15 protein-coding genes are annotated in these 17,315 nt (G+C 42.8%); 7 read left to right on the forward strand and 8 right to left on the reverse strand.

Annotated elements, in window-relative coordinates; genetic code table 11:
• Positions 1–127: 127 nt before the first annotated feature.
• The gene (locus tag FTT92_RS06075; RefSeq protein ID WP_078190543.1) at positions 128–778 is read right to left on the reverse strand and encodes a response regulator transcription factor; all 651 of its coding nucleotides are present in this window, start codon (positions 776–778) and stop codon (positions 128–130) included.
• 375 nt (positions 779–1,153) lie between these two features.
• Between FTT92_RS06075 and msuE the strand changes: the two genes are divergently transcribed.
• The 4 genes from msuE to FTT92_RS06095 all read left to right on the forward strand — a co-directional run bounded on the left by msuE (position 1,154) and on the right by FTT92_RS06095 (position 5,685).
• Positions 1,154–1,885 (forward strand): FMN reductase, encoded by a 732-nt coding sequence (gene msuE, locus FTT92_RS06080; protein WP_078190544.1) that lies wholly within the window; start codon positions 1,154–1,156, stop codon positions 1,883–1,885.
• Positions 1,886–1,924: 39 nt separating this feature from the next.
• On the forward strand, positions 1,925–3,031 hold the full coding sequence (gene sfnG, locus FTT92_RS06085) for a dimethylsulfone monooxygenase SfnG (protein WP_078190545.1): 1,107 nt from the start codon (positions 1,925–1,927) through the stop codon (positions 3,029–3,031).
• A gap of 495 nt (positions 3,032–3,526) precedes the next feature.
• Entirely contained in the window at positions 3,527–4,945 is a 1,419-nt protein-coding gene (locus FTT92_RS06090) for a deoxyribodipyrimidine photo-lyase (protein WP_180171661.1), read from the forward strand.
• Positions 4,946–5,070: 125 nt separating this feature from the next.
• The gene (locus FTT92_RS06095; protein ID WP_180171662.1) at positions 5,071–5,685 is read left to right on the forward strand and encodes a riboflavin synthase subunit alpha; all 615 of its coding nucleotides are present in this window, start codon (positions 5,071–5,073) and stop codon (positions 5,683–5,685) included.
• Between the two features lie 71 nt (positions 5,686–5,756).
• On the opposite strand, the gene FTT92_RS06100 is transcribed toward FTT92_RS06095, so the two are convergent.
• Together FTT92_RS06100 and acs are read right to left on the reverse strand one after the other, a co-directional pair.
• Complete coding sequence (locus FTT92_RS06100; RefSeq protein ID WP_180171663.1) at positions 5,757–6,935, reverse strand: acyl-CoA dehydrogenase family protein; 1,179 nt, start codon at positions 6,933–6,935, stop codon at positions 5,757–5,759.
• Between the two features lie 306 nt (positions 6,936–7,241).
• Positions 7,242–9,185: an acetate--CoA ligase gene (gene acs / locus FTT92_RS06105; protein ID WP_180171664.1), complete on the reverse strand. Its 1,944-nt coding sequence runs from the start codon at positions 9,183–9,185 to the stop codon at positions 7,242–7,244.
• 284 nt (positions 9,186–9,469) lie between these two features.
• On the opposite strand from acs, the gene FTT92_RS06110 reads away from it, so the two are divergent.
• Together FTT92_RS06110 and FTT92_RS06115 are read left to right on the forward strand one after the other, a co-directional pair.
• Entirely contained in the window at positions 9,470–10,048 is a 579-nt protein-coding gene (locus FTT92_RS06110) for a DUF805 domain-containing protein (protein WP_180171665.1), read from the forward strand.
• A gap of 123 nt (positions 10,049–10,171) precedes the next feature.
• On the forward strand, positions 10,172–11,143 hold the full coding sequence (locus FTT92_RS06115; RefSeq protein WP_078193200.1) for a mechanosensitive ion channel family protein: 972 nt from the start codon (positions 10,172–10,174) through the stop codon (positions 11,141–11,143).
• Here the strand turns inward: FTT92_RS06115 and FTT92_RS06120 are convergent.
• The 5 genes from FTT92_RS06120 to prfB form a co-directional block, all read right to left on the reverse strand.
• Positions 11,129–11,839 (reverse strand): 16S rRNA (uracil(1498)-N(3))-methyltransferase, encoded by a 711-nt coding sequence (locus tag FTT92_RS06120; protein WP_180171666.1) that lies wholly within the window; start codon positions 11,837–11,839, stop codon positions 11,129–11,131. The two genes, FTT92_RS06115 and FTT92_RS06120, sit on opposite strands and share 15 nt — an antisense overlap.
• A 227-nt stretch (positions 11,840–12,066) precedes the next feature.
• Positions 12,067–13,347 (reverse strand): 3-deoxy-D-manno-octulosonic acid transferase, encoded by a 1,281-nt coding sequence (locus FTT92_RS06125; RefSeq protein ID WP_180171667.1) that lies wholly within the window; start codon positions 13,345–13,347, stop codon positions 12,067–12,069.
• 87 nt (positions 13,348–13,434) lie between these two features.
• Positions 13,435–14,523, reverse strand: a complete 1,089-nt coding sequence (locus FTT92_RS06130) for an alkene reductase (protein WP_111884475.1) — start codon at positions 14,521–14,523, stop codon at positions 13,435–13,437.
• A gap of 37 nt (positions 14,524–14,560) precedes the next feature.
• The gene (locus FTT92_RS06135) at positions 14,561–14,860 is read right to left on the reverse strand and encodes a helix-turn-helix transcriptional regulator (RefSeq protein WP_078190555.1); all 300 of its coding nucleotides are present in this window, start codon (positions 14,858–14,860) and stop codon (positions 14,561–14,563) included.
• A 154-nt stretch (positions 14,861–15,014) separates the two neighbouring features.
• Positions 15,015–16,110, reverse strand: a protein-coding gene (gene prfB, locus FTT92_RS06140; RefSeq protein WP_168379411.1) for a peptide chain release factor 2 whose coding sequence is annotated in 2 segments (ribosomal slippage) — positions 15,015–16,037 and positions 16,039–16,110 — 1,095 coding nt in all. Because the reading frame shifts where the segments join, the coding sequence is not laid out codon by codon here.
• 181 nt (positions 16,111–16,291) lie between these two features.
• Here prfB and FTT92_RS06145 point away from each other — a divergent pair.
• On the forward strand, positions 16,292–17,140 hold the full coding sequence (locus tag FTT92_RS06145) for a putative porin (RefSeq protein ID WP_180171668.1): 849 nt from the start codon (positions 16,292–16,294) through the stop codon (positions 17,138–17,140).
• Positions 17,141–17,315: the final 175 nt, after the last annotated feature.

Here is a 17,315-nt window from a genome sequence, read left to right on the forward strand (position 1 = left end):
TCTATTGCTTTTAAACCGCATGTAAAGACCTAACAGCATTTACACCGAAATGATCTAGCGCCAGCATTAGTGCTTAAACAGAAAAAAAAGACCTCCATCGTGGAGGTCTTTTTTATGGAAAAAATCCTTAGATTTTCTTTTCTTCAATATTCAGTGCATTAATTGCCAATACAGCTTGGGTTCGGTTTTGTACGCCCAACTTACGGAAAATTGCCGTCACATGTGCTTTGATGGTTGCTTCAGACACATCCAACTCATAGGCAATTTGTTTATTCAACAAACCTTCCGCCACCATCATTAACACGCGGAATTGTTGCGGTGTTAAAGACTGAATACGTTCTGCCAATGCCGTTTCATCTGCAGCACGTGGGTCGAAGTTCATATTGGCTGGTAGGTTTGGTGGCAACCAAATCTCGCCTTCTAAGACTTGACGAATCGCTTCACCAATGTGACTTGGATGCGCAGATTTTGGAATATAACCCATCGCGCCATGTGCAATCGCACGTTGGATAATCGACGCTTCTTCATGCGCAGAGACCACAATGATTGGAATCGATGGATATTGTGCGCGAATATGCACCAAAGCAGAAAAGCCTGAAGCACCCGGCAAGTTTAAATCCAATAACACAAGATCAGGCTCAGGGCCATTTTCAAGACGTTCATAGCATTCATTGACTGCTGCAGTCTCATGAATTTGCGCCTGAGGCAAACTATAACGAACCGCCTGAATTAAAGCATGACGAAACAGCGGGTGATCATCAACGATTAAAATATTCATAAGCAACGTGAGAGATCTTGTGCACAATGACCCTATTCTAACCACACATGCTATGTGAAGGATATGCAAGAACTTATTTTTTTGCATTTAAAATGTAGATTTTTCGCTTAAAATGCGTCTTTTTTCGCATTTTCTATAAATCTTTAAATCTAATCATATTTTCATATAAATTTTATCAACATAGTAAAAATGCTTATATCTAAGCATTATATGTTGAAATATCAACAGTTTAAAATTTGATATTTCACGAATCTTGTGGTTTTTCCAACATATCTAAAAATCAGATAACTTTTCTGATTTTCGTTATTTTACAGTGATCCACCCATCGGGATTAATAAAAGGCATTCCGAGAAACCACACTTTTAGGTTTAAAAAATGTCTCAAGTTAATCTACAAAAACCCCTGAATATTGTTGCTGTATCAGGTGGCCTAAACAATCCATCTAAAACCGAAGCTCTGGTACAAGCCATTGTTGATGAGCTCGGTGATGCGACTCCAATCAATGTGCATTTTATTAAGTTTAGCGAAATTGGCAATTTATTAGGTGGCGCGATTTACCGTAACCAATTGCCACAACGTGTACAAGATGACCTTGCTGCCGTTGAAGCTGCTGATGCACTGATTGTTGGAACACCCGTTTACCGTGCTTCATTTACAGGTCTGTTTAAACACTTCTTTGACTTTGTCGAACAAACTGCATTGGTGGATGTACCTGTCTTGCTTGCAGCTTCAGGTGGTTCTGAACGCCATGCCTTAGTACTTGAACATCAACTGCGTCCATTGTTCAGTTTCTTCCAAGCGCAAACATTACCAATCGGAGTCTATGCAACAGACCGTGATTTCACCCCTGAATATACCATTCATAGTGAATTACTCCGTGACCGCATTACTTTAGCTGTAGCACGTGCGCTGCCGATTTTGGAATGGGCTCCAGCCAAAGGTCAGCGTGCTGAAGTGGTGAAAGCCAAGTCTCAACAAGCCAACCAAAACTTGGGCATTAATAAACAAATCGAGCAAGAAGAAGTCCTTCCTTCTGCAGCTGTTCCAAGTTTGGATGCCGCTGAAGCTCGACTGCATAGTAAAAAGCCAAAAACGCAAGTGGCCTAAACACCACAGCATAACAATTCGATCCCGAGGGTTTGCAAAATGTCAGTACAAGAAAAAAACATTACATTTGCGTATTGGGTACCAAACGTCAGTGGTGGTTTGGTGGTCAGTAATATTGAACAGCGTACCGATTGGAGCTATGACTATAACGTGCGTTTGGCACAAGCTGCAGAAAAAAGTGGCTTTGATTATGCGCTGACTCAAATTCGTTTTACCGCAGGCTATAACGCCGAAAATCAACACGAATCGGTTAGTTTCAGCCATGGTATTTTGGCCAAAACCGAAAAGCTCAAAGTCATTGCAGCGATTTTACCCGGCCCTTGGAAACCAGCTCTGGCTGCGAAACAATTGGCGACCATCGATCATCTTACCAATGGCCGTATTGCAATCAATGTTGTAAGTGGTTGGTTCCGTGGAGAGTTTGATGCGATTGGTGAAGAATGGCCCGAACATGATCAACGCTATGCGCGCTCTGAAGAGTTCATTCGTAGCCTAAAAGGCGTTTGGACGCAGGATAACTTTAGTTTTGATGGTAAATACTATCAATTTAAAGATTACACTCTATCTCCGAAACCGGTACAAAAACCGCATATTGAAATCTTCCAAGGTGGCAGTTCACGTGCAGCACGTGACATGGCATCACGTGTTTCCGATTGGTACTTCACCAACGGCAATACCCCTGCTGAGTTGAAAAAGCAGATCGATGATATTCGTGAAAAAGCCAAGGCCAATAACCATCAGGTCAAAATCGGGGTGAATGCCTTCATCATTGCCCGAGATACTGAGGAAGAAGCCCAAGCGGTGCTTCAAGCTATTATCGACAATGCCAATACTGAAGCGGTCAATGCCTTTGGCGATGCAACTCGTGAAGCAGGTGCATCCACAAAAGAAGGCGAAGGTAACTGGGCAAAATCTACTTTTGAAGATTTGGTTCAATACAACGACGGCTTTAAAACCAATCTGATTGGCACGCCACAACAAATTGCCGAACGCATTGTGGAACTCAAAAGTGTAGGTGTCGATTTGGTTCTCTCAGGTTTTCTCCACTTCATTGAAGAAGTGGAATACTTTGGCGAAAAAGTGTTGCCACTGGTTCGTGAACTGGAAGCTCAACAGCAGCAAGTTGTGCAGGCTAAATCAGCATAATTGTTGATGCAGTCACAGCTCATGTAATCAGCATAATAATCACAACCGGCTCACTTCACTTTCCTCCCCTAAGGCTCGGCTTAGGGGATTTTTTATCTCGAGTCCCATTTAAAGATATGCTTTGATTCTAGAAAATGAGCTAAACTATAGACAAAGAAAAAGCCCGACATCCTGTCGGGCTTTTTCTATATGGATACTTAAGCATGACTCCTGTCTTGCTTCACAGTCCTGATGGTGAACACTTTGTTATTGTTTTATGTTCCGGAACGTCCTGTTCCTGTATGAGTTCATCTTAGGTAAAATTTAAAAGTGCGCCTAGCGTCAAAAACTTCGTTGCTTGTACGCTTAAGCTGACAAGATTGTGCGCAATCGGTTAACTTAAACCCTAGATATTATATGGTTTTTTATTAAAATCGATATTTTTTAGATGATTTTATCACCAATAGACACCCCGTAATTCCTGTGATATTTCCAACAAAACAAGAGGCAATAAACATGCAACTGGTTTGGTTTCGACAAGATTTAAGACGACATGACCATAGCGCACTGTGGCAGGCGACACAGTCTAGTCCAACGATTGCCTTTATTGCGCTTTCTCCTGAACAATGGACAAGGCATGACGATGCCCCCATTAAAATCCATCGCTATCTTGCCCAGCTGGAACTTTTGCGACAGCAATTGGCTGAACTAAATATTCCACTGATTATTCAGCATATTCCCCATTGGTCAGACATCGCCACTGAGCTATTGACCTTATGCACTCAGCTCAATATACACACTGTTCATGCACATATTGAACATGGTGTGAATGAACTTAAACGAGATCGCGAAGTACAACAGTTATTAGAACAGCAGCACATCTCTGTTGAGCTGTACCATGACCGCACCCTGTTTCCTGTTGGCAGTATTCGCAATCAATCTGGACATCCTTATCAAGTTTTCGGTGCATTTAAGAAAAATTGCTACGAAAAATTGAGCATCAGTCTGCCTACTTGTTATCCCGCTATTGAAGCCCAAGCGGCTCTCGAACCGCATCCGCTGTGGCAAAATCAATTTGATTTACGTCCTTTTTATCCCACATCGCTGTTAGCTGCTCAAATCGAGCTTTGGCCGATTGGAGAAGATCACGCAATACAGTACTTAGATGAATTTATTGAACAACATCTGCATCGTTATGCTGATGATCGGGACTTTCCTGCGCTCAATGGAACCAGTCGAATTGGCATGTATTTAAACTTGGGCATCTTGTCTATTCGCCAATGTCTGCAAGCCCTTTTTCGTGAACAAGGCGGCTATTTCCAGATCGACCACAGAGGACAACAAACTTGGCTCGATGAGCTGCTTTGGCGTGAATTTTACCAGCACATTTTATTTGACTACCCGCAAGTTTCTCAGCACCAGCCGTTTCAAACCAAAACCTTAAAAATAAAATGGCGCCATGCACCACAAGACTTTGCTGCGTGGCAATACGGCCAGACGGGCATTCCGATCGTCGATGCAGGGATGCGTCAACTACTGGCTACGGGTTGGATGCATAATCGGGTGCGGATGATTTGTGCCATGTTCCTTAGTAAGAATCTACTGATCGATTGGCGGTTGGGGGAGCAATGGTTTATGCAGCACCTTGTCGATGGTGACTTAGCAGCCAATAATGGCGGTTGGCAATGGTGCGCCTCGACGGGTACAGATGCTGTACCTTATTTTCGGATTTTTAACCCGATCAGCCAATCTCAGAAATTTGATCCGAACGGGGATTATTTACGTCAATGGCTACCTGAACTCGCAGATTTGGATGCCAAACAAATTCACCAACCCTTTGCCAAAAATCCTCAACTGGAATTGAACTACCCTCAGCCGATCGTTGATTTAAAGCAGTCTCGCCTAGCGGCAATTGAAACATTCCGAGCATTGTAGGCCATTGCCAAAATCGAACTGCGACAGATCAAAATGCTGTACTGAAATGGTCACTCTAAGGCATAGCCGATCGGTCGTTTTGTCCCTACAATACAGAAAACGCAAATCATTTTAGAGACGCTCACATGTATACAGGCATCGTGCAAGGTTTAGAAAAAGTCTTAGACATTCGTCAAGGCAATGGCTTCACAACCTTGGTGATTTCAAATCATCAGAATTTTTTTCATGATGTCTTTATCGGGGCAAGTGTAGCGATTAATGGCGTGTGTTTAACGGCCACACATATTGATTTGGCAGCCAACCAAGTACATTTTGATGTTTCTGAATTGACCAATCAACTCACCACGTTAAAAGCGCTCAAGGCCGGTGATGAGGTCAATGTCGAACGCTCAGCCAAAGTTGGGGCAGAAAATGGTGGTCACAATCTATATGGTCATATCGAAGGCACAGCCACGATCAAAAACTTAGAGCATCGCGGGGAAACCTTTCATCTCGATATTCACATTCCAGCAGGCAATATTAAATATTTCTTTCTCAAAGGTTTTATTGGACTCAATGGTTGCAGTTTGACTGTGAACCGTGTTGATCGTGCCAATAGTGAAATTTCAATCGATCTCATTCCTGAAACACTGCGTCTCACCACATGGAAAGATGTCCAAGTCGGTGATGCCGTGAATTATGAAATTGATCAAACAACGCGAACCTTAGTCGATACCTTAGAAAATATTCATCAGCGTTAAATCGACTGACAGCACATTGCAAAAAAGCCTCCAAAACGGAGGCTTTTTATTGGCTCATTTGCAATATACGTTTAAGAATAAAAACTTGGATCTGGCACTTTGGCTGTGAGCACCCATTCACCGACCTCCTGATATTTATAATCAATCGGATCGTGTAAGGTCTGGGTACGTACATTGCGCCAGAAGCGATCTAAATTCAATTTGGCCGTCGTGGCACGTGCGCCCATCACTTGGAAAATATTTTGCGTAATGTACAGCGCACTATTGGTGGCCGCAATTTTGGCTGTTGCAATCGCAATAGAAACTTCTCCACGTTGTTCCGCCGTTAAAGCTTCACCAATCTCCCAAGCCCATTGCAAACGCTGAACCGCTTTATCTGCCAATAAACGTACACTTTCTAATTGCACATAAAACTCAGCAAAATGCTTTTGAATAAATGGGTCATTCACTGCATTTTCAGCTAAAGATTTTGACCATGCTTTTTGGCTTTGTACCGTGTCTTTTGCTGTTTCAAATGCCCCTTCGGCTACCCCCAAGAACATATGTACAAAGATCAACTGTGCAATCAAAGGGCGTAAACTCGAATAAGGTGTACTTAATGGGCCTGGGTTCAGTAGTAATTCATCTTTGGAAATTTTAACTTGTTCAAAATGGCTACTTCCACTGTCGGTTTGACGTTGTCCCATATTGTCCCAATCGCCGAGAAAACTGACGCCTTCACGTGCTGTAGGAATCACCCCGATCAATAATTTTCCGTCTTCATTGAAGCCAGAACACAGCAAAATGTCTGAATCCATGGAACCCGAACAAAAACTTTTATCGCCATGAAAGACGTATTCGTGTTCAGACAGTTGCGTCGCTGTAGTACGACGGTCTAAGGGGTTTAGGGTGTTGCCCCAAAATAAATGCTCACGTGCAGTCTGTTCAAACCACGGGCCATATTGCTCGGGCTGCGCGAACAACTGTACGGTTGCAATCAATAAATGATGGAAACCATAAACATGCGCCAATGAGCTATCCACTTGAGCAATGGTTTGAATGGTTTTAAAAATCGTCAGCCAATCTGCACCCTGTCCACCGTATTGCTGTCCAATGGACAATGCAAGCAAACCACTTTGACGAATCAAATCACGTTCAGCTTTGGGATTTCCCCCCTGCTTATCACGCTGAGCAGCCGTCGTGGCAAATTCTGCCGCCAGTTTTTGGGCAATATCGATCGGATCTTGAGTCAATGGAGTTGAAGCATTCATATGTCTGTCTGATTATTCTGTTACAGTTTTAGCTTAACAAAGTAGAGGCATTCAGCTTATCTCAATGCCTGCAGTCTATATCTGTAAAATCTATATCTCATGAAATCTAAGTCACCAACATTCAAGCGACTCATGGCTTGGTCTTTGTTATCCGTCGTATGTACGATGGATAAAATGCATCATGAACGGCCCTTCATCCTAATCAACTTTTCTAGGGGAAAGGACGTTCAATATTGCCTTAATAACCCATCGCATGAGCGATAGTGAACTTTCATCAGAATGCTATCACTCACGCTCAAATTGCTCTTATGACTTCGGATAAACCGTAGCAATCAAATGTTCAACCACTTGAGGTTCTGCCAAGGTCGAAGTGTCGCCTAAAGAGTCCAGCTCATTGGCCGCAATTTTTCTTAAAATACGGCGCATGATTTTACCAGACCGCGTTTTAGGTAAGGCTGGCGCCCAATGCAGTGCATCTGGCGTTGCCACTGGTCCAAGGACTTTTCGTACCCAAGCCACCAGTTCCTGACGCAACTCATCCGTCTCGGCTGTCCCGGCTTGTAAGGTCACAAAGGCGCAAATCCCCTGTCCCTTAATATCATGCGGCATACCCACCACCGCAGACTCTGCCACAGCATCATGTGCAACCAGCGCACTTTCAATTTCAGCCGTTCCCAATCGGTGTCCTGAAACGTTCAAGACGTCATCCACACGACCCGTAATCCAATAATAGCCAGACTCGTCACGACGTGCGCCATCACCTGTAAAATACGTCCCCGGATAAGTGGAGAAATAGGCTTCAATAAAGCGCTCAGGATCACCCCAAATGGTTCGCATTTGTCCCGGCCAAGAATCCTTAATCACCAAGTTACCTTCTACGGCGCCTTCAAGCTCATTGCCTTCAGCATCGACAATCGCAGGTTGTACACCAAAGAATGGACGCGTCGCTGAACCCGGTTTTAAATCGGTTGCTCCCGGCAATGGCGTAATCATGAAACCACCCGTCTCTGTTTGCCACCATGTATCCACCACTGGGCAGCGGCTTTCACCTACCACGGTGTAGTACCAATTCCATGCCTCTGGGTTAATCGGTTCACCCACCGAACCTAGTAAACGCAGACTACTGCGGTCACTTTCTCGGACAAAGGCATCCCCTTCTCGCATCATGGCGCGAATTGCAGTCGGTGCCGTATATAAAATAGTGACATTGTGCTTATCGACAATATGTCCCGTACGTGCCCAACTTGGATATTGTGGTACACCTTCAAACATCACGGTCGTGGTGCCATTCGACAATGGCCCATACAACACATAAGAATGTCCCGTAATCCAACCAACATCGGCAGTACACCAAAACACATCATCTTGTTTAAGGTCAAAAACTTCACGGAAGGTACAATTCACATAGGTTAAATAGCCGCCTGTGGTATGCAATACACCTTTCGGTTTTCCTGTTGAACCTGATGTATACAAAATAAATAGCGGGTCCTCGGCATTCATGGGTTCAGGTGGGCAGAGATCATTGACCGACATGATTTCCATGTGATACCACAGGTCACGCTCAGGCTTCATTTCAATCGGGTTACCTGTACGGTGTACCACAATGACATTTTGAACCGAAGATGTGCCTTCGATGTCGAGTGCAAGATCGACATTTTCTTTGAGTGGAATGGGCTTGCCACCACGCATCCCACAATCCGCAGTAATCACGACTTTCGCCTTACTGTCATCGATACGACTTGCCAATGAGTCTGGTGAGAAACCGCCAAAAACCACGCAATGTACTGCACCAATTCGGGTACAGGCCAACATCGCAATTGCCGCTTCGGGCACCATTGGCATATACAACACCACACGGTCGCCTTTGCCCACGCCATGTTTTTTTAACACATTGGCAAAACGGCAAGTTTCATCATGCAGTTCTTCAAAAGAAATGATTTTATGCCGTGAAGGATGATCACCTTCCCAAATAATGGCCGGTTTATGTGGATGTTCTTTTAAATGTCGATCGAGACAGTTGGCACTGACATTCAGTTCACCATCAGCAAACCACTCGATCTTAAAATCATCTTGCTTAAAATTTGTATTTTTAACTTGGGTAAACGGTTTGATCCAATCGATCTTTTGCGCTTGCTCTGCCCAAAACTCATCTGGTTGTTCAATCGATTTTTGATAACGCTCAAAGTACTCCGACTCGTTGATGCGTGCGGTTTTTTTGAAACTTTCAGGTACTGGATAGATCTCTTTCATATTGTATTTTCCTTGATCTGATTCATCTCATCACGAGATGCCATGCCACATTTCTACTTTTATAATTCCTGCATCACAGCAGTATGACGATTAATTTTTAATCGCAGCAATCATGCTTTGGTCGTATTATTCTTTCCCATTTAAAGCACATCTATAAGCAAAATTTCAACAAAAACATGTTTTAATTCAGTATCTGACCAGTTCAATTAAACATATACTGCAAAGGTAATTTTACTCAGCACTCCGCTTTTTTATTCTTTCATATACGTTGAGTTGATCCGATCATGAACACCAATGACTCTTCTTTCTTTTCCCGTCAGACGACCACTACATCGGATAATCCCCTGAAACCTGATGGACGTTTTTGTCGACTGAGCATGATTGGTTGGTATGGCTTTCTCAATATCATCAGCTTTTTTGCCTTGATCGCTTTAAGCCTTGCCGTGGGTATTTTCAACATCAATACCATGGCGTTAAATGAGCAATTTGTTGGTATATTCACTGGGATATCTGGCCTCGCCTATTTGGCGATTATGATTCTTTACATTTATTTTTATTGTGTCTTTGTCGTGCGTCGGCTGCATGACCTCAATAAAGCCGGTTGGTTGCTACTATTATTATTTATCCCCATGATCAATCTTTTCTTTATCCTGTATTTATTATTGGCCTCAGGCACACCGACCGTAAATCAATACGGCGCGCCACGCCCTGCTGCCGTTTGGGAAAAAATTCTGGCATGGTTGATGATTTTAATCAGTGTGTTGTCGCTCTTGGCTACAGGTAGCATCACCTCGTATATGATGGGTAGCGGTGAAATTGAATCGCCGACAGAAATCATTCAACAAGGCACTGAATATTTCTAAGCCACTGACCGAATCTGAGCCTGTCTGAATTTTGATACATCTGTTCGCAAGCCTGTAAATGAGGGTTATTTTCGCCACTAATTTCAGGCAAAATAACGAAAAACCGGAACATTTGGAAAACTCGTGGCTGAAAAAGAAAATGCCTTGAGTGATGTCACTCAAGGCACGACTCAACTTTTGCAAGAGGCAACAGAAAAAACCGCACAAACCGTGCTGGAACATACCTCTAAATATAATGACGCATACTCAACGATCGATAAATTTGTCGATGGATTTTGGGAACGCCTGCCATATATTTGTATCGCATTAATTGTTTTTACGATCTTCTATCTACTGTCTAAACTCTTTAGATTCTTTGTTCGTAAAGCGCTCACTGACCGTTCTTACTCAAAACAAAATCTAGTTTTGGTCCTGAACCGTGTGGGTAGCTCAGCCATTATGTTCTTCGGTTTCCTAATTGCAATGGTCATTGCAATCCCAGGTTTCACACCGGGTCAGCTCATGAGTGCCTTGGGGATTGGTTCGGTCGCAATCGGTTTCGCGTTTAAAGATATTTTCCAGAACTTACTGTCGGGTATTTTGATTCTCCTCGGCGAACCGTTCAAAATCGGTGATGACATTATTGTGTCAGGAATGGAAGGTACTGTTGAAGATATTCAGATCCGTGCAACCTTCCTACGCTCTCCAGATGGTCGTCGTATCGTGATTCCAAACGCGACGGTTTACACCAGTGCGGTAACGGTGAATACCGCTTATCAACGTCGTCGTTGTGAATTTGTGGTTGGTATTGGTTATGAAGATGATATTCAAAAAGCTAAAAACATTGTTTTGGCTATTTTGGACAAAGATCCAACCATCTTGAGCCAGCCTGCATTTACCGTAAACGTAAATGCTTTGGCTGATTTCTCAGTCAATCTGAATGTCCGTTGGTGGGTAGATACCACTGAAACCACTACTGCGAACTCAATCAGTGAAGTGCAAGAACACGTTATCCAAGCATTCAATCAAAATGGTATTTCAATTCCTTACCCTGTACAGGAAGTGAAAGTTTACCGTGGTGATCAAGCTGAGACAGAAGCGTCAACAGCTAAATAATCGCCCTAAAACGTACGGAATCACAGTTTCTGTCCGGATAATTCGGTTGCCTAAGCTGACTGCTTGGCAACCGTTTTTTATGAGTAAATCGACCTCATAAGGGATAAATCCACCTTCAGGTCCAATGATGATCGTACATCCATGTTGAATCCCTGTAGGCATCACATCTTCGACATAAGGATGCGCCACATAAGCCGGATAGTCTGACGAGATCCTGCTCGGTAAAACATCCTCCACAAAGGGTTTAAAGCGTTTATACAATTCAATTTTGGGCGCAATGGTGTCACCTGCCTGCTCCAAACCCAACGTCACATAGTGATCGAGCTGCTGTAAAAATGGGGTCTGCCAATAGCTTTTATCCACGCGATAACTGTGCAGCAAAATGATTTTTTCTACACCTAAAGTGACGGCATCCATGATCAGACGGCGCAACACTTTCGGACGAGGCATTGCCACAATTAAAGTCACCGGATGCTTTGCAGGTACTTCTTCTTCTTGTAAGGGTTTAAGTTGAATGCGCTCATCACTGATACTGACGATTTGGGTTAAATAGCGTTTTCCTTCCCGAATACCGACTTTGAGTGTATCGCCCACCTGTATATTCACATGGTTTTTTAAATGCTCAATTTGACGTTTGGCGCTAATACTCCAAAGTTCAGATTCAGTTTGACGAGGATCAAGCAAGACGATGTTCATAAATAACCATATCAATTCACGCAAAGCATATGTCATTGAGGACAGGCGACATGGATGTCGCCTGTGCGCTGAGGTACAGGAAGTACCTTCAGCGTTCAGAGGATTTTTGCTACTTTTAATCCTTTAAAAGTAGATTATGCCTACGAATAGGATGTTCAACGATCACCATAAAATAAGGCCGTGATAAAACTTGCTTAATAAAAATTAATGTATCGCAAAATTAAAACTTAAAGGTACTGATCAATCACCTGAATATGCTTTTGCAGCGACCCAGTATTCTTTTGCATAATCTGCTGCGCTGCAGCATTCAAACACTGAGCTTGAAGCTTATCTTCGATTAACTCAAACAACACCTGAGCAGCCTGTTCTGCATCTTGCACTACTCTCACGCCTTGAGCAGCAACGAACTCATCCACAATGGTCTGGAAATTAAAATAATTCTCACCCAAAACTGTCGGCACATTTAACGTAATGGGCTCTAAAATATTGTGCCCACCACCAGGTTCATTGAGCGATCCACCCACAAAACACGCCTGACTCAGTGCCAGCCAAAGCCATAATTCGCCCATACTATCCGCTAAATACACTTGTGTATCAGGCAAAATGGTCTGATTAAGGCTGCGGCGCTGTGTGCGTAAATTCAGTTTCTGCGCTTCTAAAAAAACCTCATCAAAGCGTTCAGGATGCCGTGGTACGACGATACATAACAGCTCAGGCTGTTGTTGCAAAATCGGCTGCAGTGCCGCGAGCAGTTTTTGTTCTTCTGGTGCATGCGTACTGGCAATGGTGATGATTTTACGCTCTTGTAAAGCCCAATCTTGACGCAACTGCGCTGCTTGTTGCACAAAGCTATCGGGCGCATGAATATCAAATTTGATACTTCCCACGACCTGACTGGTATGCGGGTTTGCACCCAACTCAATAAATCGCGCTAAAGTTGCCTGATCTTGCGCCAATAATTGTTTCAAACTCTTTAGCATCGGCTGCATCAAACTCGGGACTTTGCCATAACCCTTCGCAGATTTTTCAGATAATCTGGCATTAATCAATAAACACGGAACGTTGGCCTGATCGGCTTCAATCATCAAATTTGGCCAGAGTTCAGTTTCGACCAGAGCCAACATTTTAGGTTGATATTTTTCGATAAAACGACGGACTAACTTTTTTTGATCTGCCGGCAAATACACGGCCTGAAACAGTGATTCATACGGTGCTTTTAAAAATAATTGTTTCGCACGCGCTTGTCCGGTTTTGGTAGTATTGGTGACTAAGACCGGATGACCTGCTTTGAGATAATGTTCAATCAGCGGCTGTGCAGCGTTGGTTTCTCCTACGGAAACCACATGAAACCAAATTGCATCGCGGTTTTTAACTGGCTGAAATGGCCCAAAGCGCTCAAGACACTCTTGCTGATATAGTTGGAGATCTTCAGCACGTTTTTTGAGGCGCCATTGATATAGCGGCTTAATCAGTGCCAAAGCTGCGTTATACCAAAAAGGAGTAGTCAAATTATTACGCTCAAAAACGGTTTGAATCGGCAGAATATATCAGAGCATTATCCACATGTTAATGGATAATGCGTATTCAAGTGTCGATTAATAGGTTGAACGACCTGAACCAAATTTATTTTTCATGCTTGGATAATCAATATAGCCTTCGGCAACATCTGTTCCAATCATGTTTTCCAACTGCAATTCATTCAATGCAGCATTCGCTAGCAAACGTTCAAACAAATCTGGATTGGCAATATAGGCTTTACCAAAAGACACCGCATCGGCTTTACCTGAGGCTAATAAATCTACAGCATCTTCACGGCTTAAACGCATATTGGCAATATATGGCACACCATTTGAGCGCTGTTTCAGATAATCACTGATACTGTCATCCGCTAGATATTCACGGGTAAAGAAAAATGCAATCTTCCTCTGCCCCAACTGCTCTAAAGCATAGCCAAAGGTTTCACGTGGATCATGATCGCCCATGTCATGTTCATCACCACGCGGCGCAAGATGCACACCTACACGACCTGCCCCCCACACTTCAATCAGCGCATCCACCACTTCGAGCAATAAACGTGCGCGGTTTTCGACAGAACCACCATACTCATCTTCACGTAAATTGGTTTTGCTTTGTAGGAATTGATCGATCAAATAACCATTGGCCGCATGCAATTCCACACCATCAAACCCCGCTTCTTTGGCTTTGATCGCAGACTGTTTGTATTGTTCTACAATGCTTTTGATCTCTGCAATCTCTAATGGACGTGGCACGACATATTCGCGTTTTGGGCGAAGCAGACTGACATAACCCGCCTGTTGTACCGCACTGGCAGAAACTGGTGTATCACCATTCAAAAGATCGGGATGTGAGACACGTCCGACATGCCACAATTGTGCCACAATTAAACCTTGCTGTTCATGTACGGCTTGGGTCACCAATTTCCAGCCCTGAACTTGAGCATCGGTAAATAAACCCGGCGTCTGCAAATAGCCATTAGCTGCTTCTGAAATGACTGTTGCTTCTGAAATGATTAATCCAGCACTTGCGCGCTGTGCATAATATTCAGCCATCATCGGCGTTGGAACACGGTCAATGGTTGCACGACTACGGGTTAGTGGCGCCATTACAACGCGATTTTTGAGGTGTAAATCACCCAAAATGAGAGGAGTATTAAGTTCAGCCATATATGTCTCGCCTGACACTTCAAATGCGAAAAACGATTTAAAGTGAGTTTTGCAGATAATCGATATATTGCTGAATGAGTTCTTCATTGCGTGAGAAATACGACCATTGACCATATTTCTCGGCTTGAATTAAGCCCGCCTGTTGTAACACAGACAAATGATTAGACATCGTAGACTGCGAAACATTACCGAGTTTTTCGATATTGCCGGCGCATACACCACGATTAAAGCCGCCGCATTGTTCTTCTGACAAAAACTGTTCTGGTGTTTTCAACCATTCCAAGATTTGACGTCGAGTCGGATTGGCAAGTGCTTTAAAAATTAAATCAATATCCATAATTTAAACGGGTTTAATTAAATAAAAATTTGGACAACAAAGTTCTATTCAGCATCTTGAACACACTATATCGTATTTTTTCGATTTTTATATCGATTTTTATAGATATATTAATCAAAAACCGATAGAACTTTGTTTTCTATATAAATTTAAATTACAAACCTTGTTTAAGGCTGGCTTCAATAAACTTATCTAAATCGCCATCAAGCACTGCACCGGTGTTTGAACTTTCTACACTAGTACGTAAGTCTTTAATACGCGAGTCATCTAAAACGTATGAACGAATTTGACTGCCCCAACCGATATCTGACTTGGTGTCTTCCAACGCTTGTGCCGCATCATTACGTTTTTGCATTTCAAGTTCGTACAATTTTGCACGTAACTGTTTCCATGCATGGTCACGGTTGGCGTGTTGTGAACGTTGGTTCTGACATGCCACCACAATCCCTGTTGGAGCGTGAGTTAAACGTACCGCAGAGTCTGTTTTGTTAATGTGCTGACCACCCGCACCAGATGCACGATAGGTATCAGTACGAACATCAGCTGGATTTATTTCAATTTCAATATTGTCATCAATTTCAGGGGATACAAAAACCGCTGAGAATGAAGTATGGCGACGGTTACCCGAGTCAAAAGGTGACTTACGGACTAAACGGTGTACGCCAGATTCTGTACGTAACCAACCATATGCATACTCACCTTCTACACGGATCGTTGCAGACTTGATCCCTGCCACATCACCATCAGACTCTTCCATCACTTCTGCTTTAAAGCCATGACGTTCAATCCAACGTAGATACATACGCAGTAACATCGATGCCCAGTCCTGTGCTTCAGTACCACCTGAACCTGCTTGAATTTCGACATAGCATGGGTTCGGGTCCATCGGATTACTGAACATACGACGGAATTCTAATTTCGCAAGTTCTGCTTCCGCTGAAGTTAACTCTGCTTGCACATCCACAAGTAAGCTTTCTTCTTCTGCTTCAACCGCAAGATCCAGCATCGCTTGGGCATCTTCTAGTTGAGTTGAAAGCCCTTCGAGCACGTTAATGACGTTTTCGAGTTCACCTTTTTCTTTTGCCATTGCTTGCGCACGGCTTTGATCATTCCAAATTGCTGGGTCTTCCAGCTCACGTAGAACCTCTTCTAAACGCTCTTTTTTCAGATCGTAGTCAAAGATACCCCCGTAATGTTTGACCACGGTCGTTTAAGTCTTTTAGCTGTAATAGATACGGATTAATTTCCACGTGAATTACTCTCAATCAAAAAATTTGGCTTAAATAGCCGCCTATTATATCACAGAGCATTTGCACAGTTTCAGCCAGGTTGATCATCCAAATCATTGACTTCAATGCACATAATATGAACAATACGCTCGCATTACTATTTATTACATTTTTTTTACAACAATAATGTTTCGAGGGTTTTATGAAAAAGACATTACTTGCACTAGGGTTAGCTGTTATCACTTCATCAACTTTTGCTTATGATGGTCAAGTTGATGGCGGTTTTACTTATACAGATTGGGACAATGACATCGTAGATTCAAACGGATTGTTCAACTTACAAGGCACGTTATATTTAGACTCAGTAAACCCTAAAAATGGCCCATTAAACGAAGCTGCATTTTTAGGCCATAACAGCAATATTTATGCTAAATATAGCTATCAATATTTAGATACAAAAACAGTTGATGTATCCGATTATTTTCCTGTTTCAGGTCCGCTTGCAGGCAAAGCAGAATATGACAGCCACCATATTTCATTAGGTGCTGAATACTTCTTTGAACAATTCTACTTTAATGGTGAATTAGGCTACAAAGAAGAAAAAGCTGAAGTAAAAGTTGCTGGTATTTCAGCAAGCGAGGACTATGATTCAACAACATACCGCGCATTAGTAGGTTATTTACCTGTCTCTAACCTTTTACTTGCTGTTGGTATTGATGGCTATCAAGGCGACAACGATGAAGACGAAGACAACCGTTTTGCTGTCAAAGCAAAATATGTTGCGCCTCTGAACAATGGTCAATACATCAACCTGGAAGCAGATGGTGCTTTTGGTGATTTAGATTCTGTTACGATTGGTGCAGACTACTACTTCGACCAAGCATTTAGCGTGGGTGCATCTTACAACATCGAAGATGATGGTGATGTAGACACGGATTTCTTCGCTATCCGTTCAAAATACTTCCTTAACCCGAACCTAGCAATCGGTGGTCAGGTTGGTTTTGGTGACGACGTTCAAGCGTTCAACATCAATGCAACTTTCCGTTTCTAATTTCGTTTGAATTAGGAATGTGCATAAAAAAGCACCTCAAAATTGAGGTGCTTTTTTCTTTTGGATGTAATATTTACTTTAAAAAAAGTCGAGTTATTGACCAAATAATCTACAAATTCATAATATCTACACAGTTTTAATAAAACAAAACATTAATAATAATTATATATTTTTC

The organism is Acinetobacter sp. YH12023 (genome assembly GCF_013420135.1).
Taxonomy (GTDB): Bacteria; Pseudomonadota; Gammaproteobacteria; order Pseudomonadales; family Moraxellaceae; genus Acinetobacter; species Acinetobacter amyesii.